The organism is Pseudorhodoplanes sp. (genome assembly GCF_035565795.1).
GTDB lineage: Bacteria > Pseudomonadota > Alphaproteobacteria > Rhizobiales > Xanthobacteraceae > Pseudorhodoplanes.
Genome location: NZ_DATMRV010000188.1, coordinates 1 through 23,389, shown reverse-complemented (window position 1 = coordinate 23,389; position 23,389 = coordinate 1). Strand labels below are relative to the sequence as shown.

Below are 23,389 nucleotides of genomic sequence, written 5' to 3'. Positions count from 1 at the left end.
ATCGCGTGGTTAGATTAGCCCCACAACGGGTACGGCTGTTCCGACATGGGCATGACTCTCGCGGCAAAAATCATCGCACGGGCGGCGGGACGCGCATCCGTCGCTCCCGGCGAGATTGTGACGTGTGCCGTCGACCTTGCCATGATTCACGACTCCGGCGGGCCACGCAGGGTCGAGCCCATCCTGAAGCGTCTCGGCGTCGGCATCTGGGACCCGGGCAGGGTCGTCCTGATCACGGACCATTACGTGCCGGCGACCGATGACGAGAGCCGGCGCATTCAGGACATCACGAGGCGTTTCGCGGCCGAGCAGCACATAACGAATTTCTACGATCAGCAGGGCATCTGCCATGTCGTGCTGCCAGAGCGGGGCCATCTGCGGCCGGGCATGTTCGTCGTGGGTGGCGACAGTCATTCACCGACCGGCGGCGCCTTCGCTGCGTACATGTTCGGCGTCGGCGCGACTGAGATGGCGGGCGTTCTTGCAACCGGCGAGATCTGGGTGCGCGTGCCGGAGACGATCCGCATCGAATGGACAGGGCGCCTCGGCCACGGCGTGTCGGCCAAGGACATGATGCTTCATTTGTGCGCGCGCCTCGGGATGGATGGCGGCCGCTATCAGGCGGTGGAATATGTCGGCGAGGGTGTGCGTGCGCTTCCGATGCAGGAGCGCATGACCCTGTCCAACATGTCTGCCGAACTTGGAGCGCAGGCCGGCCTGATCGAAGCCGACGAGACGACAGCGGCCTATCTGAGATCCGTTGGGGCACCGGATGCTGAATTCGCGCAATGGCGGGGCGACGCCGACAGCGAGGTAACCGAACATCACGTGTTTGACGCGAGCGCACTGACGCCGCAGGTCGCCGCTCCGCACAGTCCGGCCAATGCCGCTCCGGTGGAGGAGCACGCAGGCACGGCGATCGATGTCGCCTATATCGGGGCCTGCACCGGCGCCAAGCTGGACGATCTGCGGATGGCGGCCGAGGTGCTGTCCGGCCGCACGGTGGCGAAGAGCGTCGATCTGGTCTGCGCGCCGGCCTCGCTGCGCGATCAGGAGCAGGCGCGTCAGGAAGGCACGCTCGACGTAATTCTCAAAGCGGGTGCGCGTCTGCTGCCCAATGCATGCGGCATCTGTGCGGGATACGGCGACAACCGGTTCGGCGAAGACGTGGTCGCGATTTCATCGACCGCGCGCAATTTCAAGGGCCGCATGGGCGCGGCAAGCTCCAAAGTGTATCTCGGTTCTCCCTACACCACGGCGGCGTCAGCGATCGAAGGGCGGATCGCCGACCCGCGGCCCTATCTGAAAGGATCGCGGGCGTGAGCGGGCGAGCTTTCGTTTTTGGCGACGATATCGACACCGACGCGCTCGCGCCGGGGCGCTATATGAAGGGGTCGATCGAGGATCTCGCGCGGCACTGCCTCGAGGCGATCGCTCCGGATTTCGCAGCAGACGTGCGGCCGGGCGATGTCGTGGTCGCGGGACGCAATTTCGGCATGGGCTCCTCGCGCGAGCAGGCGGCGCAGGCGCTGAAGGTGCTCGGCGTTTCCGCGGTGATTGCGAAGTCGTTCGGTGGGATCTTTTATCGCAACGCGCTCAATCTCGGCTTGCCGGTCGTGGTCTGCGCGGAAACCGATGCGATCAGGTCCGGCGATCGGATCGATTTCGATCTTGCGAGCGGTATCGTCACGAACGAGACCAGCGGCCTCACGCTGCAGAGCGAGCCGCTTCCGCAATTCCTGCTCGACATGCTCGCGGATGGCGGCCTCGTGCCGCATCTCGAGAAACGGTTCGGTGCAAAGACGACGGGCTGATCAGCTCTTCTTCATTGCGCCGATGAATTCCGCGCAGGTCATCACGTCGGCGACCGAGCGCAGCGCTGCGACATTCGCCTGATGCGTCTCGTGCGAAAATGCCGCGCAGCCGTCTTCCAGAAGGATGCAGGAGAAGTCGCGCACATGCGCGTCCCGGAGTGTCGAGGCAACGCCGCCATTCGTGACGATGCCCGAGAAGACCAGCGTGTCGATGCCCGCCTTGCGCAGCACCCATTCCAGCCTGCTCATGTAGAACGCGGAATAGGCGACCTTTTCGACCGACAGGTCGGCGGGCTGCAATTCGTCGACCAGCGCGTGTCCGAAGCTGCCCGGCGCGAAATGACCCTTGCGCAGAAACGGGCGCAAAGCCTTGAGATGTGGCGAGATGAAGGGCTCGCCGCCTTTGCCGGGGACCAGCGTGAAATGGGTCGAGATTACCCATCCGCCGGCCGCGCGGATGCAATCCGCAACCGGCTTAACGCGTTGCGGGAGCGCGGCGATGGCCGCGGACGTCGCGCCGCCGCGGGCATAGGCGCCTTCCGGATGAAGGAAGTCGTTCTGCAGATCGACGATGACGAGGCCGACAGCCTCGGGCCGTGAGAGATCGATCATGGTGCGCGCCGTTCGATGATGACGTTGCCGAAGCGATCCACGCGCCCCTGCAGGTCCGGCTCGATGAAGATGGTCGCATCCTCCTGTTCGAGGATCGCTGGGCCCGCAATCACCGCGTCGACCGGCAGGGCGCGACGGGCGTAAACAGCGGCTTTGTGCCACTTGCCGTCGACATACACGTCCCGTCCGCCTTGCACTGCGCCCTCGATGCTGCCCCCGACAGGTGCGAGCTTCGACAGATCGAGTTTCGGACGGCGGCCGATCAGCGCGACATGGAGGTTCAGCACACGGACGGCGATGCCGTCCAGCAGCCGTCCGTAAACCTCGCGGTAGCGCGCCTCGAACGCGTCGCGCAATGTCTGCCTGTCGACGGCGCGGCCGGGCTGCCAAGCGACGGGAACCGAAACAGTGTGCGTCTGGCCGAGATAGAGCATGTCGCAGGCGACCAGCGTCTCGCGCCCCTCGAACACGACGCCGGAGCGGTCCAGCAGCGTCATGCCGGCCTTTTGCTTCTCCGCGATATCGGCGTTGAGAGCTGCGAAGTCGATTTCGTCGAGCGTCCGGTTGACCGTGTGCACGAAGTCATGGCGCATGTCCGCGATCACGCAGCCGAGCGCCGAGGTGACGCCGGGATAGGGTGGCACAAGTGCGGCCTTGAGACCGACCTCTTTCATCAGGGCGCCGGCATGCAGAGCACCGCCGCCGCCGAACGGCATCAGCACGAAGTCCCGCGGGTTATGCCCGCGCTCGATGGAGACCAGACGGATCGCACCGGCCATACGGCTGTTGGCGACACGCACGATCGCCTCCGCCGCAGCGACCGGATCGAGCCCCAGCGGATCGGCGACATGCACCTTGATCGCGGCCTTCGCTGCGTCGACATCGAGCCGCTTGAGAGCGCCGCCGATCGGCCGATCCGGATTGATGCGTCCGAGGACGACATTGGCGTCGGTGAGGGTCGGGCGCTCGTTGCCCTGGCCATAGCAGACTGGTCCCGGCACGGCGCCTGCGGATTCCGGGCCGACCTGCAGCAGGCCGCCGCGATCGACATGCGCGATGGAACCGCCACCCGCGCCGATGGTCGTGATTTCGATCATCGGGGTGCGGACGACGAGGCCAAAATCGATCGCGGTTTGTGCGGCGAGCGCGGTCTCGCCGCGTGCGATCACCGACACGTCGAAGCTTGTGCCGCCGACGTCGCCGGTCACGACATTTGGAAAACCTGCCGTCTCGGCGATGTGAGCCGCCGCGATGACGCCGGCCGCCGGGCCGGAGAGGGCCGTGCGCACCGGCATCGCCTTCGCGGTCTCGACGGTCATGACGCCGCCATTCGACTGCACGATCAGCAACTGGCCGGCGAATGCCTGCTTTTCCAGTTCGGACGCGAGCCGGTCGAGATAGTCGGCCACGACCGGCTGGAGATAGGCATTGAGCACGGTGGTGGACGTGCGCTCGAACTCGCGGATCTCGGGCAGGATATCGCTGGAAATATTCACGTAGTCGTTTGGCCAGACCGAGCGGATTGCGTCCGCCGCAATCTTTTCGTTGGCGGGATTGGCATAGGCATTGATGAAGGTGACTGCGATGGCCTCGGCACCGCGTGCGAGCAGGTCCCGCGCACGCTTCTTCACCTCTTCTGGATCGATCGCCGTCTGAATTGTTCCATCGGCCAGCACGCGCTCGCGCGCTTCGACGCGACGCTCGCGCGGTACCACCGGCTCGAATTGACCCCACAATCCCCAGGTCTGCGGCCGGTCACGCCGCCGCATCTCCAGAACGTCACGGAATCCTTCGGTCGCGAGCACGCCCGCTTTGCCACCTTTGCGTTCGAGCAGCGCGTTTGTGCCGACGGTGGTGCCATGGACGATGGTCGCGACGGCCGAGATGTCGTCCGTACCTTTTCGGATGCCGCCGAGGAAACCCGTCGCCTCGCGCCCGCGCGTGGACGGCACCTTGGCAATCCATGACTTTCCAGTGTTCTCGTCGAGATAGAACAGGTCGGTGAAGGTTCCGCCGACATCGACGCCGATAACCAGACGTCCGCTCATGTGGTGCCCGTCTTGCCGTAAGCGCGCAAAGCGGCCTCGCGCGTCACATACTCGTTTTCAATGTCGTGTACGACCGCTGCGTCCGTCCGTTCGGCAACCGGGCCGAAGCCGCCGCCGCCCGGCGTTTCGAGGCGTACCCGATCGCCCTTTGTCAGCTTGATGCCGACCCATTTCGACGCCATCGGCGGCGTTTGCGCGGTGCCGTCTTTCCGGACGACGCTGAAACGGTTCAGTGCGCCGGGATCGCCGCCGAGCACGCCGGGCGGGGCGAAGCGCCCTCGCTCGCCGAACAGGAATACGTCGGCCTGCTCCTCGAGCAGTTCGATTTCATAGATCGCGCCAAGCCCTCCGCGATGACGCCCGGGGCCGCCGCTGTCCGGCCGTAGCGCCCAGCGCGTGAACATCACGGGGTAAGCCGCTTCCAGGATTTCGACAGGCGGGATGGTGGCCGTCGAGATCGGCGCATTGCCGTGGTTGAGCCCGTCGCCCTCGGGATGACCGCCATGTCCGCCGCCGAAAAACGAGAACATCACCCAGCGTCGTCCGTCCTTGCGATGTCCCGCGAGCGACAGCGCGTTGATGGTGCCATAGGCGCAGCCATTGATGCGGTCCGGACAGGCCTGCGACAGCGCAACAAAAACGGTGTCGATCATCCGCAGGATGGTTTCGGTATAGCCGCCGACCGGCTTCGGCCGTTTCGCGTCGAGCAGCGAGTTCTCCGGAATGACGAAGCGGATCGGGTCGAGCACGCCCGCATTCGCCGGCACATCCTGGAACACGTGCTTTAGCGCGACATAGCAGGCCGCGATGGCGGTCGAACGGGAGATGTTGACCGGCCCTGCGCAGGCGTCCGAACAGCGCGAGAAGTCGAAGGTCATGGATTGCCCTTCAACGCGCAGGTCGAGCGCAATCTTCAGCGGCTCATCGCGAATGCCGTCATTGTCGAGATAGTCCTCCGCGGAATAGGTGCCGTCCTTGAGCTCCGCGATATTCGCGCGCATCAGTTGCGCGGCTCGTGTCCGCAATTCCGACAAGGCCGCGGCGACAGTGGCATCGCCGAACTCGTCGAGCAGTGCGCCAAGGCGCCGGACGCCGAGATCGAGCGCATTGATCTGGCCGTTCAGGTCGCCATAGACGCTGCCGGGCAAACGGGAATTCGCGGTGACGATGTCGATCACATCCGACCGGATCTCTCCCTTGGCGAACAGTTTCACCGGAGGGATCAGCATCCCTTCCTGAAAGCTTTCGGTCGCGACCGGATTGTAGTTCCCCGGCACATTGCCGCCGACGTCGTGCCAGTGGCCGACCGAGGCCAGCCAGCAGAACACCCGGCCGTCGCGGAAGAACGGGCGCACCAGCTTGAAGTCGGAGAGATGCGTGCCGCCGTCATACGGGTCGTTGAAGATGTAAACGTCGCCATCGGCGAGGTCGCCCTGACGGCTAGACTTCTCGATCACTGCCTTGACGGCAAAGGCCATGGCCCCAACGAATATTGGCAGGCCGGCCTTGCCTTGCACGAGCGTTTCGCCGGTATCGGCCTGATAGATCCCGTGGCTCGCGTCGCGCGCTTCGGCGATGATCGGATTGAATGCGGTCCGGAACAGGGTCGCATCCATTTCGTCTGCGATCTGCTCCAGCCGGCCCTTGAGTACGGCCAGTGTCACCGCGTCGAGGCTACTCATAGCGGCGGCCCAGTTCGAGCATGTCGTCGGTTCCGACAATGTCGTTGATGCCCTTGAAGTCGAGCATCCGGTCGCGGAAGGGTGCGGTGGTGCCGTGCGCCTTCAGACTGGCGAAATAGTCCGTGAGGTGGTGCGCGAGTGCCCGCACCGTGCCGCCGGGAAAGATCGCGATTGAAAAGCCGAGCGCTTCGAGTTCGGTGGCGTCGCGGAGCGGGGTCTTGCCGCCTTCGACCATATTGGCAAGAAGCGGCGCGCGGCCGTCGAAGCGTTGGCCGATCTCGGCCAATTGTTCAGCCGTTTGCGGCGCTTCGATAAAAAGAACATCGGCGCCTGCACCAAGATAGGCTTCGGCGCGATCCAGCGCCGCGTCGAAGCCCTCGACCGCGATCGCATCGGTTCGCGCGATCAGGAGCACATCGTCATTCGGCCTTGCGTCGACCGCCGCGCGGATCTTCCCGCACATTTCGTCGCTGGACACGAGTTCCTTGCCGGCGAGATGTCCGCAGCGTTTCGGGGTGACCTGATCTTCGAGTTGCAAGGCCGTGGCGCCGGCCTGCGCCAGCAGTTTTACGGTCCGTTGCACATTCAGCGCATTGCCGAAGCCGGTATCCATATCGACGATTAGCGGGATCGAAACGCGCTCGCCGATGGCGGCCACCACATCGGCGAGTTCCGTCACCGAGACGAGACCGATATCGGGACGTCCGAAGCGGGTGTAGGCGATCGACGCGCCCGACACATAGGCGGCTTCGAATTCGGCTCTCTCGATCAGGAGCGCGGACAACGCATCGTAGCAGCCGGGTGCCACGATCAAGCCGGGACTGTTGAGGCGTGCGCGCAGGCTCATGTCACAGACCGAGATAGGCTTTCTTCAACTGCGGATCGTCGCGCAATGTCGCGGCCGGACCCTCGAGGACGATACTGCCATTTTCAAGCATATAGGCGCGTGAGGCGATAGCCAGCGACTGAACGACATTCTGTTCCACCAGAAGAATTCCGGGGCCGTCGGCGCGGATGCGCTCGATCAGGCCGAACATCTCCTCGACCAGAAGAGGGGAAAGCCCAAGCGACGGCTCATCGAGAATGAGCAGTTTCGGTTCCGCCATAAGGCCGCGGCCGATAGCAAGCATCTGCTGCTCGCCGCCAGAGAGGGTTCCCGCGGCCTGTCTCAGCCGCTCCTTGAGACGCGGGAAAATGCCGACAGCGTGATCGAGATTTCGGGCACGGTTGACACGTCCGCGGCGATAGCTGCCGAGCTCGAGATTTTCCCGGACGCTCAGATTGGGGAACACGCGGCGGCCTTCGGGTACGTGCACGAGACCGGCTTCGACCATGATCGCTGCATCGCGGCCGGTCATGTCGGTACCTGCGAAGCGAACCGATCCGGACCATGGCGGCATCAGGCCGCTCAGAACGCGATTGAGCGTGGACTTTCCGGCGCCATTCGAGCCGAGGACTGCGATGACTTCGCCTTCCGCGACCTGCATTGAGATTCCGCGCAGCACCGGCACTGCGCCGTATCCCGCCTCAACGTTCGAGACCTCAAGAAGCATGGCTGGCCTGCAATTGCGATTTCACGCGCTCCGCGGCGCCATGCCCCAGATAGGCCTCGATCACCTGCGGGTCGCTCGCCACCTGCGCGGTGCTGCCGGAGGCGATGATACGTCCGTTGTTGAGCACATAGGCGCGGTCGGACAGGCTCACCACGGCCTGCATCACGTGTTCGATCAGCATGACGGTCACGCCGCTGTCTCGGATACCGCGGACGACGGGGACGATCTCGGAGATTTCGGTCGGGTTCAGGCCGGCCATGACCTCGTCGAGCAGAAGCAGCTTCGGATCGGTCGCCAGCGCGCGAGCGAGCTCGAGGCGCTTGCGGCCTGCAACCGTCAGCGTCGCGGCCGGCTGATCGAGACGCCGGTCCAGGCCGACGCGGGCGGCGACCTGTTCGGCCTTGGCCAGCGCATCCCGCCGGCGCGGCCGGTGCAGATGAGCGCCGACCGCAATGTTTTCGCGGACTGAGAGCGCACCGAAGGGCTGCACGATCTGGAAGGTCCGGACCATGCCCCGCGCGCAGATGACATGCGGGGGCAGGCCGGTGATCGGCTCGCCCATGAAGCGCACATGGCCGGTATCGGGCGGAACAAAACCCGTGATTGCGGCGAACAGCGTGGTCTTGCCGGCTCCGTTCGGCCCGATCAGTGCGACGATCTCACCCTGCGCGACGTCGAGCGAGGCTCCGTCCACGGCCTTGATGCCGCCGAAGCGTTTGCCGAGATCGCGCACCTCAAGCATTGCCGGTGTCCTGCTTGCGGCGAGGCTTGCGTGCGAACAGTCCCGCGACGCCGTTCGGCAGGAACCGGAGTGCGACGATCAGGACGATGCCGTAGAGCACGAGGTTGAGGCCGGGCGCGTTGCCGGTGGCCTGTTTGGCTGCCTCGCCGAGGGCATGCAGCACGACTGCACCGAACAGGGGACCGAACACCGTGCCGAGGCCGCCGACGATACAGACCAATAGCGCCTCGATCGACATTGCCGGGCTGAAGGCGATGTGGCTGTCCACGAACAGATAATTCTGCACGTAGAACACGCCGACAGTTGCCGCCATCCCGCCGGACAGCGTCAGTGCGAGCACCTTTGTCCGGACGAGGTTGATGCCGAGCGCCTGCGCAGCATCTTCGTTCTCGCGGACGGCCATCAATTGCGCGCCGAAACGCGAATTCTCGAGCCAGACCGCAATCAGGCTTCCGATGACCACAAGGACCCAGGCGATCAGATAAAAGACGCGACGATCAGCGAACTGGAAATTCTCCACGCTGCGCGACAACGGGATCAGCATACCGAAGCCGCTGCCGGTATACTGGAACGAGGATACGAGCACGCGGGCAACCTCGGCGAAAGCGAGCGTGACCAATGCGAAATAGGCGCCGCGCAGGCGATATCGGAACACGAGAAGGCCGATGATGCCGCCGACAGCGGCGCCGACCCCGATCGCCATTGCGCCGGCGACATAGGCATTGACGCCGTGACGCATCTGCAGAACGGCCGTGCCGTAGGCGCCGATCCCGAAGAACAATGCGTGCCCGAAGGAGAATTGCCCGCCATAGCCGCCGAGTACGTTCCAGGACTGGCCGAGAAACGCGAACATCAGCACCAGCAGCCAGAATGACAGCCAGAATTCCGAGCGGACGGCGAACGGAACGCAGAACAGGAGCGCGAGAAGGATGATTCCGGCGACACGAGCGCTCATGCGCGCGCTCCGAACAATCCGGTCGGCCGGAACAAAAGGACCAGAATGAAGATGACGAAGATGCCGATCTGGCCGAGGCTCTCGCCGAGATAGAGCCCGCATAACGCCTCGACGACGCCGAGCAGGAGTCCTGCGACGAGCGCGCCGGTGAAACTGCCCATTCCGCCCAACACCACGGTGGTGAACGCGACCAGCACGAAGGCGTAACCGACCTGCGGCGTCACGTAGAAGGTCGGAAGGAGAAGGCATGCAGCGGCGGCGACAACCGCCGTACCGAGGCCGAATGTCATCGCGTAGATGTGATCAACCCGGATGCCGACGAGCCGCGCGCCTTCCCGTTCGCGGGCCACCGCACGGATCGCCTTGCCAAGATCTGTCCACGCAATCAGCCACCACAGGACCGCGGCGACGATCAGCGCGCCGACCAGGGCGATGGCCTTGGGCAGGGGGATGAGCGCGATGCCGAGATCGACCACCTCGAAGGAGTATTTCGTGTCGATGGTCCGGGTCGTGGACGTCCACAGCCATAGCGCAAGATTATCGATGATGATGGCGAGGCCCAGCGTAACCAGAAGGATATTCTCGTCGCGCCCATGGCTCGCTGGGTGAATGACGAAGCGCTGCAGCACATAACCCAGCGCGAAGAAGACCGGGACCAGCACGAAGATCGCAAGATAGGGACCGACGCCGGCCAGCGCGTACAGAAAGAAAGCCGCATAGAGCGCCAGCATCAGCAGGCTGCCATGCGCGAAATTGATGATGTGCAGCACGCCGTAGATCAGCGTCAGGCCGAGTGCGATGAGGGCGTAGACCGCCCCCATCGTCACGCCGTTCAGGATAGCCGGTAACAGCAGCCCGAAATTGAGCATGTCAGCGGTGCTGCCGCAGGTTCAATGCGACGTGCACCTCACGGACGCGGGAAGACAGCTTTGGCTGACGCGAATTCCTGCGGGTAGATGACTTCGACATTGCTCTTGAGGATCTGCGTGTTTGCCGGCTGGGCACCGATGTTCTGGCCCTTTTCGAACTTGGTCGGGCCGTAGGGCATGATGTGATCGTTGTAGGTGGATGAGGCCAGCGCCTCGTTCACCTTGGCACGATCCGGCGCGCCCGCACGCTCAAGCGCATCGGCGAGCAACCGCATGCAGGCGTAGTTGAGCATGACCTCGTAGGTCAACTCCCAGCCTTTTTCGGCAACCTTTTTCGCAAAGGCCTGCGACAGCGGCTTGGTCGGATTATACCAGTGATTGCAGTCCATGATGTATTCGGCCGCTTCCGGATACTGCTTGGCGAACCCGATATTCGATGCGGCGCCGCCCAGCAGCGCGTAGGTGGCAACCTTCGGCTTTACGCGCTGCTGCTGCAGGGTGCGTGACATCAGAATGAAGTCGTTCTTGTAGTTCGAGGGGATGATCAGGTCCGGATTGGCCTGACGGATCTGCAGGGCGATATTGGTGAAGTCGCGCTGCGGGGTGGGGTGGCTCAGGGTCTGCAGCACCTGCAAGCCGAGGCCGGGCAGGCGCTCGTTCAGAAGCTTGGCCATGCCGGAGCCGAACGCGCCGTCTTCGTGGACGATCACCACTGTCTTTGCCGGATTTCCAGCGGCAGCGTTGATTTTCTGAAGCGCGTCCAGCGCAAAGGAGGTCACCTTGCCGAAGCCGGGCGCGAACCGGAATGTATTCGGCAGACCCCGGTTTACGATTGCGTCGACCACCCCGACGTCGACGAGGTGCGGCAGATTGTGCTTGGCGGCGGCCTGGGTGGTTGCCAGCGCGATACCGGAGGCGTACGGCCCCTGAACCGCCACCACGCCCGCTTCCGCGAGCCGGTCGATTTCCGCCGCTCCGACTTCGGGTTTGGACTGGGCATCCGCGAGCACCGCCTCGATCTTGGCGCCGCCCATCGACTTGATGCCGCCGGCGGCGTTGATCTCCTCGATCGCGAGCAGAGCCCCGCGGCGGCATTGCTCGCCCTCGTAGGCCAGCGGTCCGGTCACCGGGTGCAGGACGCCGATCTTGACCGGCTGGCCCTGGGCGCGCAGGACGCCCGGCATCGCGAGGCCCATGGCAGCGAAGCTGGCAGTGGCCATCAGCCGACGGCGTGACAGGCCTTGGCGAGACCCCTGCGACTTGTCCGTTTTGCTCATGCTGATTGCCTCCAGATGCTGAAATTCGCTAACGGCCTTTGGGATGCGGCCCGGCCGTAGCATCGCAATGCTCGCGGAAATTATGAAGCGAAATTTGAGGCCGGCATCTACTCGTCGTCTGATTGGGGGAGACGATACCCGATTTTGTCCCGACGAGCCGCATCGGGTGCCCGAGACGGCCGGGAGCGCGCGCCGTTGCAGCGTCGGAGCATGTCGGCCCGGCAGGGCGAGATGGCGTCAATCGGCAGTTACGCCGCCAGCCGAAGGCGGGACCGTCGCATCGACAGGCGCTCCAGCGGACAGGGGGCGACCGCTCCCATTACAGCTTCACCGGGATATGAGAACGCGCTGACAGAACGATAGATTTCGCGCTTCGCAGGCAGGTATCGACGTCATGCTCCTCCCGCGCGGCCTGATCCAGGACGCAGCCGCACTGCGCGGTATGTGTATCTCCGTGACCTTCGGGAAGATAGACGTGACCTAGCGGGTCAGCTCGGCCAAGAAGTGTAGGTCGCTCGGTCATGGACCCCTCCATCGTGATTGTCCGATTAATCCGTTGTTATTTGCCGCGTTCCAGCGGTGTGCGACACAAGCCGGTGAACTCACGCCTGCGTGAGCTGTGATCCGCGTGCTCGCGCCGTCTGATCGTTGAACGTCGCCGCGTCCTGTTCTTGCGTGTTTATTCCGCGGCGATCTTTTGAACGTCAACGAGGTCAATGAAACACGTGCGCATGTCAAAAATGTGCCGACACGAAACCGTGTCGGAGTCGTCCCCGCGAACGAAAAATTTAACTGTCAGACGGTTTCGTACCTCGAAAGGATTAGCCGGACGGAGGATGCCCGCGGAGCGGCGTCGCCAGCACTACGCCTTCCGGCCGATACGCCTTTGATGTAGCGCGCTAAGCCGTACAGACCGGCACGTTTCCGATTACAGTTTTGTAGAGAAAGAGGAGTTTTGCGACTAACCGCTTTTTGCGAGGGAGCGCGTGATGTTGATCGATGTCATCGAAGATTTTGCGTCCTTCGAGCGACTGAAGCCTGTTTGGGAAGACGTCTATGACGCGGATCCGGACGCGCAATTCTTTTTGTCCTGGACGTGGTTGTCGCAATGGATCCCGATGCTGTCGGGTCCTTGGGTTATTCTCGCGGTGAAGCCGTCCGAAGATGCAGATTATGTGGCGTTCTTTCCGCTGCGCTGGCGGCTGCGTGAAGACCCGCGAACGGGTTTCTACAACGAAATCTCGATGACCGGTAACTACGCGGCCGACTATACCGGGTTCATCTGCAAGCCGGAATTTGAAGAGCGCGCCATCGGCGCGCTAGCCCGCCATGTGAAGCGCATGCATTGGCGAAGGATCAATCTGGACTATATCCGCACGACACCGGCAAGGCTGCGCATGTTTCTGTCCAATTTCTCGGACAAGCGCTTTGAGACGCGAGAGGGAACGCGCATCAACAAGCGGGACAATATCAACAACTGCATTTGCCCCGCAGTCTCGCTTCCGGATGACTGGGATCAATATCTCGCGACATCCACCAGCTCGAACATGCGGCAGAAGCTGCGGCGCTTCCTGCGGCAGATCGAGGCCGATCCGACGTTCCGGATCACACATTCGGATCGCGAAACCCTTGAACGCGATCTCAAGATCATATTGAAATTCTGGGTCGCCAAGTGGGGCGCCCGAAAAGGCGACAGGCTCTCCAGCATCCTCAGCTCGAACTACAATATGCTGAAGCGGTGCGGCGAGGCCGATCATCTCTTCATGCCGATGCTCTGGCGCGGCGACGAACCGCTTGGCGGGCTCGCCAGCCTCATCGACCCGCGGAAAAAGGCCATTCATTTCTACCTCGCGGGGCGCGACGAGTCGTTCAATGATCCGCCGCCGGGGCTCGTCCTGCATGCACACAGCATTCGCCATGCCATCAGCCTCGGCATGAAGAGTTACGATTTTCTTCGCGGAAACGAGAGTTACAAATATTCGTTCGGCGCCAAAGAGCGGCATATCAAGTGCTTCGCGGTCAGCACCAGAAGCGAGCGCAATCTGGGTGACAAGCTCATGCCCAAGAGCGTGCCTGCTGTCTTCGAGCGCGCAACCCAGCTGCACAGGCAAAACGACCTCGCGAAGGCGGAACGGGGCTATCGCCAGATCCTCGACACAGACCCGAAGCATGTCCAGACGCTCTATTGCCTCGGCCAGTTGCTTGCCCTCCAGGGCAAGCACGGCGCGGCGAAGCGGATATTCGTGACGCTGACGGAATTGAGGCCGCAGTCCGAAAAGGTATGGATGTGGCTCGGGCAAACCCTCGAGGCGCGCGACCGCGTACCGGACGCGATAAAGGCCTATGAAAAAGTCGTTGCCACGAATCCGCAATCTGCAAACGCCTATAACAAGCTGGGCAGTCTGCTGTTCAAACAGCGCCGGTTTGACGAGGCTGTCGCCGCCTTCGAAAAGGCGATCGAGCTGAAGCCCGACAATATCGAAGCAGAAGTCAGCCGCGCCAACACGCTTTTCATGCTGGGCAAGCTGTCGCCAGAGCAGATCGAGCGCTACGCTGAGATGAATGCGGCTCTCGGCGACAAGGTCAGTAAGGACGGCGCTACCGATTTCGCGGCGCGCTGCTATCAGCAGGCGATCAAGATGAAGGAGGACGTGGTTCAGGCTCATTATGGCCTTGGCCAGATTCTTCTTGCCCGTGGCGAAGTGGAAGGGGCGCAACAAAGCTATCGTCGCGCAGCGGAGATCGATCCGGATTACAAGGACGTTGTCGAGCGCCTTGCGTCGATTATGCCGCCGGTTCGTGCAGTCGCTCAACGGCCTGCCTACGAGGCGCGGCCTTAGTCTTCTTCATTCGTTTGTGCATTGCGCCACGGCCGTTCCGGCCGTGGCGAGTGCGCGCGCAGGGCCCTTCTTCTCGCATGAGGCCGCTGGGCGCCTACCACCAAAGAGCATCGTCGTACTCCAAAGCGTACGCCCATACTCCATCGTTCATCTATGCGGAGCGAGCGCGGTTCGACAACCTTGCACGGCATTCTGGTTTTCGAAGCACGTTGCGTTTGGCTCCTGAAAACCGGGCTGCAAACAGAAGAAACAGGACAAGGAGGCGCCACCCACAGAAACGCGAACCGACCACCTCATTCGGTCGCCTCGAAGCCGGGTGCCTTGCGAAGCGGGTGCCGGATCACCGGGCGATCAAAGCTCAACTTAACGCGTAATCATTGTCATCGCACAGCAGCATCGTCGCACGTTTGGCATCGCAGACGCAGAAGATCAGCGATTTCAGACCGACCCGATGCTCCTGATGCCAACAGGAGCTACAACTATGGGTAAGAGGTATAACCAGCCGCCGAAGCAAACGCATCCCACGCCGAAGGAAGAAGACGATCAGAAGCAGAATCAGGATCAGAAGCAGGATCAGGATCAGCTGCAGGCACAATTGCAGGGTCAGGCCCAAGGCCAGGCGCAGGGTCAGGGGCAGTTCCAGTTCGCCGTTCAGAGCCTTGACTCCAAGAGCGAGAACGACAACGAGAACGATAACAAGAACGACAACAAGAACGAAAATACCAACGAAATCGACAACAAGCTCGACAACAAGGTCGACAACAACGTCGACAACAAGCTCGACAACAAGGTCGAGAACTCAATCGACAACAAGGTCGAGAACCACGTCGAGAACAAGGTCGATGTGGATGTCGACGTGAAGGTCGATCTGGATCTGACCGGCTATCTGCCGGAGGACAATGACATCATCGACATCGACAAGATCGAACACATCGCCGGCAGCGTGGTGATGCCTGATGTGGTCAATCAGTCTCTGAGCGACGGCAACCAGTTCAATATCGATCAGGTCAACAACCTGGTCGATAACGACAAGCTGTACGATCCGAAGGTGTCCGCGGACGACGGCAAGTTCGAATGGGATGTCAAGGCAGAGGGCGGCGAAGTCAAGTTCGACGATCCGAAGCTCGACATGAAGGGTGACGGGTCGACGTTCGGCGACGGTCTCACCGCAAGCGCTGATGCGATCGTGAGCCAGGAGGCGTTCACCCAGAACATCGTCATGGGCGCCAACATCCAGTTCAACAGCATCGAGATGACGGTCGCAGGCGACAATCTGACCGACACTCTACCAGTCTGACGCATACCGGCCCGCGCGGTTCGCCGCGCGGGCCATCCCTTTCCGACAAATATGAAGATGGGATCGAAGACCCAAGGCTCCGTCCGGCCGATGAGTGCCGGCACCTGGTAGCAGGAGGCGTCAATGGTTCCTGGCGGCGTTACCGAACAGATCGCCTACTTTGCCGGATACTTCCATCAGATCGAAGAGGTGATGAAGAACCGCTTTGTGTACGAGCAGGGTGGTATCAGTGTGCGTCCTGACGATTACACAGCGGAACTCAAGGACTTCCTGGCAAAGAACGATCTCGACGAATTCGACACAGACAAAATCCCGTTTGCGCTTCCCGCCCCGTCCGAAGCCATCCTCGATCCGTTGCTGCACGGTAATCCCATGCGGGCCCTGCCGGCGATCGAGGAGACCGACTATGACGCGGACCGCGCAGGCCGCACGTCGATGCCCAGAAAGGATTTTCCGATCTTTCTCGGACCGGAAGGGCACGGGCCGCAGAATATCTCCGTAACGTACTGGGCCGGCGGCGAGCAGCAACAGGCCGACATCAAGCAGAACAATTTCATGCTGGACGATGACCGGCTGCTAGTGGTCGATGGCAGCGGTGTCGAGGACCTCAATCAAGTCGACGCGGACGCCACTCTGGAGCGGCTTCTCGCTGAGGCAAAGGATGCGGTGCCGGATGATCTTCCCGCGTCGCAGGCGAGTACCTCCTCGATCGTGGAGTTCGTCGTCGCACGTGACGGCCATATGGCAGAAGGCGGCGATCCGAATCCGCATTCCATCGAGCCGGGCCGTTATGTGAATGGTGTGCTGACGGATCCGCCACCGGACACCAACCCGGTTGAGCCGGATCCGGTGCCAGAACTGAATCACGAGTTGAAAGGGCAGTGGGCTCTCCTTGGCGGCAACCAGGCCACCAATGGTGCGCTGATCACAGATTTCAAAGAGGGCTCGAACACGATGGTCGTGTTGGGCGACTTCTACAAGACCAATGCGGTGGTGCAGACCAACTCGTACGTTGACAACGACACGATCGAAATTTCCTCAAACAAGGTCCAGAACATCGTTGCCGGCGGCACGACCACGGACAACATTGCTGAGTTCCAGCAACATGCTGGGCCGTATGACGGCATTCCGGTGCTCTATGCGGGGCAGTTCTGGAATGTGCGGGTAGTCGATGGCGATTTCTACGACGTCAATGTCGTCGTTCAGCAGAACGTCCTGCGGGATAACGATGTGTCCGTCCAGAGCACCAGCCAGACGCACTATGAAGCCCATCTTGGCGAGAACCAACAGCTCAACGTCGCCAAGATCGGCGACGGCGATATCAAGTACGACCTGATCGTCATTGGCGGCGATTATCACGGCGCAAACTGGATTTTCCAACACAATGCCCTTCTCGATTCCGACGTCGTGAAAGCGGCCGCCTCAGGCGACGCATCGGCAGTCGCCGATCAGTCGGTCAGCACAGGCGCAAATGAATTGCTCAATGAGGCCAGGATCATCAACTACGGCGACAATGTCTTCCAAAAGCCGACCGAAGACATGCAGAGCGTAGTTACCGCACTTGCCGAAGAGCAGAGTTCGCTCAGCCCGGCCTATGGCTGGTATGTCCCGGGCAACGGCTCAAGCGTACTGAATGTTCTCTACGTCACCGGCGACTATTACGACATCAACGCGATCTGGCAGACAAACGTCATCGCGGATGCGGATACTGCCGTTCAGTACCTGTCGAAAACGCCGCCAGCCGCGATCGCGGGCGATGGGAGCCTGACGCAGTCGGTTTCGACCGGCGCAAATCACATGACGAACGAAGCCATCATCGTGGATGTCGGAGCGACATCGTCGTTTGTTGGCGGTGACGTCTATCACGACACGATCCTGATCCAGGGAAACCTCGTCGGCGAGAACAACGACAAGATCACGTTCGGCGATCCCTCGGCGCTCGTGCCCGAAATTGTGGCGTTCACCGGCGAGGAATGTCCTGCCGAGGAAGTCACCGATATCCGGGCGCCGATCGTGCCCGACGATACGCTCGCAAGCATTTTGACCTGAATCTCAAGAACGCCTGCCCAACCGTTCCGGAGAAAGGGCAGACAATGGTTGATAAGGGGACGGCGTGATGGAGGGAGATCAGCGGGATCCGCGTTACGGCGATTCGGGCGATCCAGACCTTGCATCGAATGATGCTGCCGAGGAGTCGGAAAGGAATGGTTTCGAGGCCTATGAAGCCACGTCCATGAGGAATGCGACGCAGGGTGAGCAGCCCAAGGCCAAGATCGTCTCCCTGCGCGACCGCCTGAGCACCGTTGAACACGACGCGCGCGTGCTGGTCGAGGCGACTGCAGCCGCCTTTGTCGGACCCGTTGTCGGAGAGACATCGCAAGCGGCCGTACCCGCGAAAGATGCCATGCCATCCGGCGCGCCGGTCAAGCCGCAGGCCTCGAGCGGAGCGGGCGTTGAACCTGCATGGGAATCTCAGAGCCAGAGCAAGCCCAATGGAGGTGCTGCTGGCGCGGGCGCGGCTGTGTCCGCGAAATCCGGGTTGGATACAAAGATTAGTGCGAACGGCAGCGGCCGTCCGCCGAAAGCGCCCACCAGCGCCGGAAATGGAGGTGGCGGTGGTAAGGGATCTGCCCCTCTCGAGCAGCGATCAGAGGACAGCGATTTCCGAGAGGTCTTGCGAAAAGGTCTCGCGGTGTGCCGCCGGAATCTCGTTACCGTTGGAATCTTCTCGGTAGCGACCAATCTCCTGCTCCTCAGCATTCCGATCTACCTTTTCAATATGTCGGATCGTGTGCTCACCAGTCGCAGCACCGACACGCTGATCATGCTGACAATTGTAGTCATCGGTGCGATCGGTTCGCATGTTCTGCTCGATATGATGCGGCGCTTCATCCTGATGCGCATCGCGGTCGAGGCGGAAAGCAAGCTCGGCGCGCCCGTCCTCAGCGCTGCGGCAAAGTCGGCGCAAAGCGGATCGATACGCGAATTCCAGACCGTGGCTGATCTGCAGCAACTGCGCGGATTCATCACCGGTCCGGTCATTCTGACGATGTTCGATGCTCCGGTGTCGCCGGTCTATCTGCTGGTGGTGTTCCTGATCCAGCCGCAACTCGGATTCATCGTAGCGACCTCCGGACTTTTGCTCATTGTTATTGCGCTGCTTAATCAGAAGGTGACCGCGGTCGCTTTCGCCAAGGCCAATGCCTATGCGACGCGTGCCAATCTTCAGGCCGAATCGATGGCCCGCAATGCTCAGGTGGTCAATGCGATGGGCATGATCCCCGAGGGCGTACGATACTGGGGCAGAGAGACCGTCGAATCCCTCAAAGCTCAGGTCGAGGGTCATGACCGCAACATCATCATGACGGGCCTGTCGAAGTTTCTTCGTCTCCTGACGCAGGTCATGATCCTCGCATGGGGTGCCGTGCTCGTTCTCGACAGTCAGGTGACGGGCGGCATGATCATTGCTGCGTCTATCGTCGCCAGCCGCGCGCTTGCGCCGCTTGAAGGCACGATCGAGGGCTGGCGCAGCTTCGTTTCGGCCAGGACCGCTTACGCTCGCGTCAAGTCGCTCCTGCAGAATTCTCCTCTCAACATGGCGCGCCTCCGCCTGCCGCGTCCGGAGGGCCGGCTCAATGTCGAACGCGTGCTGTATGTTCCGCCGCCGAACAAGAAAGTGATCCTGAACGGCGTCACGTTTCAGCTCGATCCGGGGGAGTCACTCGCCATCATCGGTTCGTCAGGCACCGGAAAATCCACGCTAGCGCGCATGCTCGTCGGATCGATATCGCCGACCGCCGGCAACGTGCGGCTGGATATGATGGACCTGCGCAACTGGGATCCGCGTCAGTTTGGTGAAAGCGTTGGTTATCTCCCGCAGGATGTCCAACTGTTCCCGGCGTCGATCAAGCAGAATATCGCACGCATGCGGGAAGATGCGACTGACGACGCGATCTTCGATGCCGCGGAAATGGCTGACGTCCACGAGATGATATCGGAATTCGCACAAGGTTACGAAACGCAAATCGCCATCGACGGCAGCCCGCTGTCCGGCGGACAGAAGCAGCGGATCGGACTGGCGCGCGCGTTTTATGGCAATCCGCGCTTGATCGTGCTGGACGAGCCGAATTCGAACCTCGACTCTCGCGGTGAACGTGCTTTGGCGGATGCTTTGCTTCGCGCCAAGAAGCGCAACCTGACTGTCGTTACCATCACACAGCGTCCGGCGCTTCTGCGAAGCGTCGACAAGATCATGATTCTCAACAACGGATCCGTCCAGGCGTTCGGAAAGCGGGACGAACTTCTGCCGCTTCTCGCCAACGGCAAGGCGCTGAACGGCAGCAAGTCGCCGATCGATGATGCGCCAATGATGGATTCGTAGCGGATAGGGCTAGCCATGTCATACGGTACAGCAGGCGACAAGATGTGGTACGCGAGCGTTCCGCGGTCGGCAAAGATGCACACGCTCTTTGGTGCCGTCGTGCTTGCGGCGACTGTGCTGGGCTTCGGCGTATGGGGCGGTACCGCTCCGATTGCGGGTGCGGTGGTCGCGTCGGGTGTTTTCGTTGTCACCGGGCAGAACAAGATCATCCAGCACCTTGAAGGCGGGGTGATCCGTGACATCGCGGTGCGTGAAGGTGACAGGGTCGAGCCGCAGCAGGTTCTGATCAATCTCGATGACACCACGCCGAAGGCGGAATTGCGTCGCCTGGAGCTGCGGTTTGCGCGCCTTCAGGCCATGTCGGCACGCCTTGAAACCGAGATGAAAGAGAAGGACGAACTCGAAATGCCGGCCGAGGTTCTCGCGGCTGCGGATGACCCCGATATCGGCCCCATCCTGGAGAGCCAGCGGCTCACCTTCGAGGCGCGTCGACAGTCGCTGAAGAGTGAAATCGCAACGATCAAGGACGGCATCAATGCGCTCCAGGAGCGCGTGGAGGGTTCAAGGCTGCAGATGGCCGGCGTGAAAGAACAGCTTCGGCTGCTCGGCGAGGAAATAGACGCCAAAACCCAGTTGCTGAAAAGCGGGTTCGTGCGCAAGCCGGAATTGCTGGCGTTGCAGCGCTCCGAAGCCAACCTGCAGGGAGAACTCGGGCGTCTTCAGGGCGAAATGGGCGATGCGAAAGAACGCATGGCGCGCGGCTGGGAGCAGATCGCCGCAGCGCGCAAGGCAGCCATCAAGACAGCAGCCGAACAGCTTCACGACGTGCGAGCGGAGCTCAACGACGTGCGCGAGCGCATTCGAACCGCGCGTGGCGTGCTTGACCGCATGCAGATCGTCGCGCCGGTGAAGGGCGTCGTCGTCAAGCTTCGCTATCACACGTCTGGCGGCGTCATCGAGGCCGGCAAGAACATCATGGAAATTCTGCCGCTGCAGACGGAGGTGATCATCGAAGTCCGCATCCGCCCGCAGGATATCGATCACGTCAAAGCGGGACAGCACGCGATGGTCCGCCTCAATGCGCTCAATCAACGGCTTACGCCGATGATTGGCGGACATGTGGTCTACGTTTCGGCGGATGCCGTTCCCGATGAGAAGAAGGGCGGGCAGTTATCCCCCAGCGACATTTATCTTGCGCGGATCGCACTCGATCCGAAGGAAGCGACGTCGATACCAGGTTTTACACCGACACCCGGCATGCCGGCTGAGGTGTACATCACCACCAGTGAACGGACCTTCTTTGAATACGTCACGCGACCGATCCGGGACAGCATGGCCCGGGCGTTCCGCGAGAACTGAAGGCTCAACGAGATTGATCCCGGCTTTCCCCTAGCCCCAACCTCCAAGCACGGGATCAAGTGGCTGGCTCCATTCCCCCCTGGAGCCAGCCGCCCCTCCTCTCAAAGAGGAGCGTGACTGACGATCAGGGAGGGGTAGTCCTCGGAATTACTTGATCGGATGGCAGGGGACGGGCGGCAGCGCATGGGGGCAGTTGGGACGCAAATTATGAGTGCAGCTCGAATAAGGTCTGCATGGCACACTCAACGAGGCCCTCTATGATTCGAAAAAATGGCGCTAGGACGTCTGATCCGGGGTGGCGAACATATCGTTCGCGATGATTGCGACTTCCGTTCTGTTCCTTGCACGCAACTTTTTCATGATGTGGCGCACATGCACCTTAACCGTGCCTTCGCGCATGTTCAGCTCATATGCAATCTGCTTGTTGGCCTTGCCTCGACGCAAGGCGACGAGCACTGCGAGCTGACGCGCAGTAAAAAGAACCTTCTTGCTTACATCGTAATGCGGTGGCGTCGACGCGCTTGGTGCCCGGGAGTCGAGCAGGGCGCTGGTTGGGGCGAATGTGCCGCCGGCGCCCACGAGCCGCATAGCTTCGAGGGCGACGTTCAGCGTGACGCTGGTTGGAATGTAACCGCGGACGCCGCATTTCAGCGCGGAAACGACGCGGCTGGTGTCTTCGGAATCGGAGAGGATGACGACCGGCGCGCCGGTCTTGTTGCCATTCAGGCGCGAGAGATTCTCGCCAATTTCAGAATCATCGGCATTCTGGGTCTGAAGGCTGAACAGAATGAGGATCGGGACATACTGGCCCGCCGTCTCCAGCCATTCCTCAATACTGCCGAACGAGAGAATGGTGCAGCCGAGGTCGATTTCCCTCAGGCATTTGACCAGGCAATCGCGAATAAGGAGCCGCTGTTCAATGACAACGATCGCGGCGGTCTGCTGGTCAGCAAAAAGTGCGTCTCCATTGACCAGCTGATTGCCGGTCAAAATGGTAGCAGGAGTTTCGTAAGACGGATCAATCTCTGCTCGAGACGTCGGCCGGGTCGTTGAACCTGTACGCGGTACCATGAATGCGCTCCCTAACTATCGCTCTCGTGTCGCGTGTCATGCTCTCTTCCTCGTTCAAAAAAGCCGTTTCAAACCCCCGCCAGCGTTTGTGGCACGTGGATCTGAACGCCATTCCGGTATGTTTGTTAGGAGTCTTATGGCCGCAAAGCGTTCTGCTTCGCAGCGCGACACATATAACCGGCTTGCCGGCAACGTTGCCCTGCAACCCGTCTTTTATGTTGAGATTAACGTTATGACCGGAGATGGAGACAACAGAAGTCCGCGTCGCGGGGGAACACCGTTGAGGTGATCGTTCTCGCACTTGCACACGCAAACTCGACGCTACGCGTTTCACAGCCAGCCCTTTCCCTGCTGGTACGGGACACAAAATTTACTGACACCTACTGGTATTGTCGGGGTTCCAAGGTCACAACAAAAAGGCACTTTCCACGTCGAAAACGTGAGCTTTTCAAGCTGTTGATAAAATTACAGTATTTTTTGGCAATTTGGTGAAAAATATGTCTCAAACACGACCTTGTGAGGAAGATCGCGCCAAAATTGTGCGGACGCTAGCGAGCGGGCAGCGGTCGGTCTTTACTGTTTCTGGTTGTTGGACTTCTTCTGCTTTCGTTCGGTCGAAGTGTCATCTGCCGCGCTGCTCGACGAAGGATCGCCATTCGTGCGATTGAGATGCTGCTCGAGCTTCGGCAGAAAATCCCAGATCTCGCGATTGAGACTCTTCAAGCCCTGAATCGTTTCGATCATCTCCTTCATTCGCGCGTCGTCCATCGGCTTCACATCGCCAAACTGCAATTGCTTGCGCGTCTCGACGATGCGGATCGAGTGTGTGTGTGTGATGTCGCCGCGCGCGTTCACCGTGTACATACAGTGATTGAACTCGTTTCGAATG

The 23,389-nt window shown here is 61.3% G+C and carries 17 protein-coding genes and 1 pseudogene; 7 read left to right on the top strand and 11 right to left on the bottom strand.

Translation table 11 applies throughout. The features are described from left to right. Positions 1-45: 45 nt before the first annotated feature. Together VNZ93_RS16810 and leuD are read left to right on the top strand one after the other, a co-directional pair. Positions 46-1,323, top strand: a complete 1,278-nt coding sequence (locus tag VNZ93_RS16810; RefSeq protein ID WP_325707562.1) for a 3-isopropylmalate dehydratase large subunit — start codon at positions 46-48, stop codon at positions 1,321-1,323. Further along, complete coding sequence (leuD, locus tag VNZ93_RS16805) at positions 1,320-1,814, top strand: 3-isopropylmalate dehydratase small subunit (protein WP_325707559.1); 495 nt, start codon at positions 1,320-1,322, stop codon at positions 1,812-1,814. The genes VNZ93_RS16810 and leuD overlap by 4 nt, the downstream gene beginning before the upstream one ends. Here the strand turns inward: leuD and VNZ93_RS16800 are convergent, their stop codons facing one another. From VNZ93_RS16800 to VNZ93_RS16760, 9 genes are read right to left on the bottom strand one after another with little or no spacing between them, the layout of a single operon-like run. Continuing rightward, positions 1,815-2,426: a cysteine hydrolase gene (locus tag VNZ93_RS16800; protein WP_325707556.1), complete on the bottom strand. Its 612-nt coding sequence runs from the start codon at positions 2,424-2,426 to the stop codon at positions 1,815-1,817. Then, positions 2,423-4,474 (bottom strand): hydantoinase/oxoprolinase family protein, encoded by a 2,052-nt coding sequence (locus VNZ93_RS16795; RefSeq protein WP_325707553.1) that lies wholly within the window; start codon positions 4,472-4,474, stop codon positions 2,423-2,425. The genes VNZ93_RS16800 and VNZ93_RS16795 overlap by 4 nt, the downstream gene beginning before the upstream one ends. Continuing rightward, positions 4,471-6,156 carry a hydantoinase B/oxoprolinase family protein gene (locus tag VNZ93_RS16790; RefSeq protein WP_325707550.1) on the bottom strand — a complete coding sequence of 562 codons (1,686 nt, stop codon included), beginning with the start codon at positions 6,154-6,156 and terminating at the stop codon, positions 4,471-4,473. Before VNZ93_RS16790 ends, VNZ93_RS16795 begins: the two co-directional genes overlap by 4 nt. Then, entirely contained in the window at positions 6,149-7,003 is an 855-nt protein-coding gene (locus VNZ93_RS16785) for an isocitrate lyase/PEP mutase family protein (RefSeq protein WP_325707547.1), read from the bottom strand. Before VNZ93_RS16785 ends, VNZ93_RS16790 begins: the two co-directional genes overlap by 8 nt. A 1-nt stretch (position 7,004) precedes the next feature. After that, the gene (locus VNZ93_RS16780; protein ID WP_325707544.1) at positions 7,005-7,709 is read right to left on the bottom strand and encodes an ABC transporter ATP-binding protein; all 705 of its coding nucleotides are present in this window, start codon (positions 7,707-7,709) and stop codon (positions 7,005-7,007) included. Next, positions 7,699-8,451 carry an ABC transporter ATP-binding protein gene (locus VNZ93_RS16775; RefSeq protein ID WP_325707542.1) on the bottom strand — a complete coding sequence of 251 codons (753 nt, stop codon included), beginning with the start codon at positions 8,449-8,451 and terminating at the stop codon, positions 7,699-7,701. The genes VNZ93_RS16780 and VNZ93_RS16775 overlap by 11 nt, the downstream gene beginning before the upstream one ends. Next, the gene (locus VNZ93_RS16770; RefSeq protein ID WP_325707540.1) at positions 8,444-9,406 is read right to left on the bottom strand and encodes a branched-chain amino acid ABC transporter permease; all 963 of its coding nucleotides are present in this window, start codon (positions 9,404-9,406) and stop codon (positions 8,444-8,446) included. Before VNZ93_RS16770 ends, VNZ93_RS16775 begins: the two co-directional genes overlap by 8 nt. Continuing rightward, entirely contained in the window at positions 9,403-10,275 is an 873-nt protein-coding gene (locus VNZ93_RS16765; protein ID WP_325707539.1) for a branched-chain amino acid ABC transporter permease, read from the bottom strand. Before VNZ93_RS16765 ends, VNZ93_RS16770 begins: the two co-directional genes overlap by 4 nt. A gap of 38 nt (positions 10,276-10,313) precedes the next feature. After that, complete coding sequence (locus tag VNZ93_RS16760) at positions 10,314-11,552, bottom strand: ABC transporter substrate-binding protein (protein ID WP_325707537.1); 1,239 nt, start codon at positions 11,550-11,552, stop codon at positions 10,314-10,316. Positions 11,553-12,541: 989 nt separating this feature from the next. Here VNZ93_RS16760 and VNZ93_RS16755 point away from each other — a divergent pair. The 5 genes from VNZ93_RS16755 to VNZ93_RS16735 all read left to right on the top strand — a co-directional run bounded on the left by VNZ93_RS16755 (position 12,542) and on the right by VNZ93_RS16735 (position 21,429). Beyond that, a complete protein-coding gene (locus VNZ93_RS16755) occupies positions 12,542-14,392 on the top strand; it encodes a GNAT family N-acetyltransferase (protein WP_325707534.1) in 1,851 nt (616 codons plus the stop codon). A gap of 481 nt (positions 14,393-14,873) precedes the next feature. After that, positions 14,874-15,689 carry a hypothetical protein gene (locus VNZ93_RS16750; protein ID WP_325707531.1) on the top strand — a complete coding sequence of 272 codons (816 nt, stop codon included), beginning with the start codon at positions 14,874-14,876 and terminating at the stop codon, positions 15,687-15,689. Between the two features lie 123 nt (positions 15,690-15,812). Further along, positions 15,813-17,738, top strand: coding sequence for a hypothetical protein (locus VNZ93_RS16745; RefSeq protein WP_325707528.1), 1,926 nt, complete (start codon positions 15,813-15,815; stop codon positions 17,736-17,738). Positions 17,739-17,805: 67 nt separating this feature from the next. Continuing rightward, positions 17,806-20,070 (top strand): type I secretion system permease/ATPase, encoded by a 2,265-nt coding sequence (locus VNZ93_RS16740; protein WP_414710100.1) that lies wholly within the window; start codon positions 17,806-17,808, stop codon positions 20,068-20,070. A 15-nt stretch (positions 20,071-20,085) separates the two neighbouring features. Beyond that, complete coding sequence (locus VNZ93_RS16735; RefSeq protein ID WP_325707525.1) at positions 20,086-21,429, top strand: HlyD family type I secretion periplasmic adaptor subunit; 1,344 nt, start codon at positions 20,086-20,088, stop codon at positions 21,427-21,429. 276 nt (positions 21,430-21,705) lie between these two features. On the opposite strand, the gene VNZ93_RS16730 is transcribed toward VNZ93_RS16735, so the two are convergent. Together VNZ93_RS16730 and VNZ93_RS16725 are read right to left on the bottom strand one after the other, a co-directional pair. Continuing rightward, positions 21,706-22,500, bottom strand: a complete 795-nt coding sequence (locus VNZ93_RS16730; RefSeq protein ID WP_325707522.1) for a response regulator transcription factor — start codon at positions 22,498-22,500, stop codon at positions 21,706-21,708. A gap of 573 nt (positions 22,501-23,073) precedes the next feature. Next, positions 23,074-23,389, bottom strand: a pseudogene (locus VNZ93_RS16725) (hypothetical protein); the annotation flags it as partial.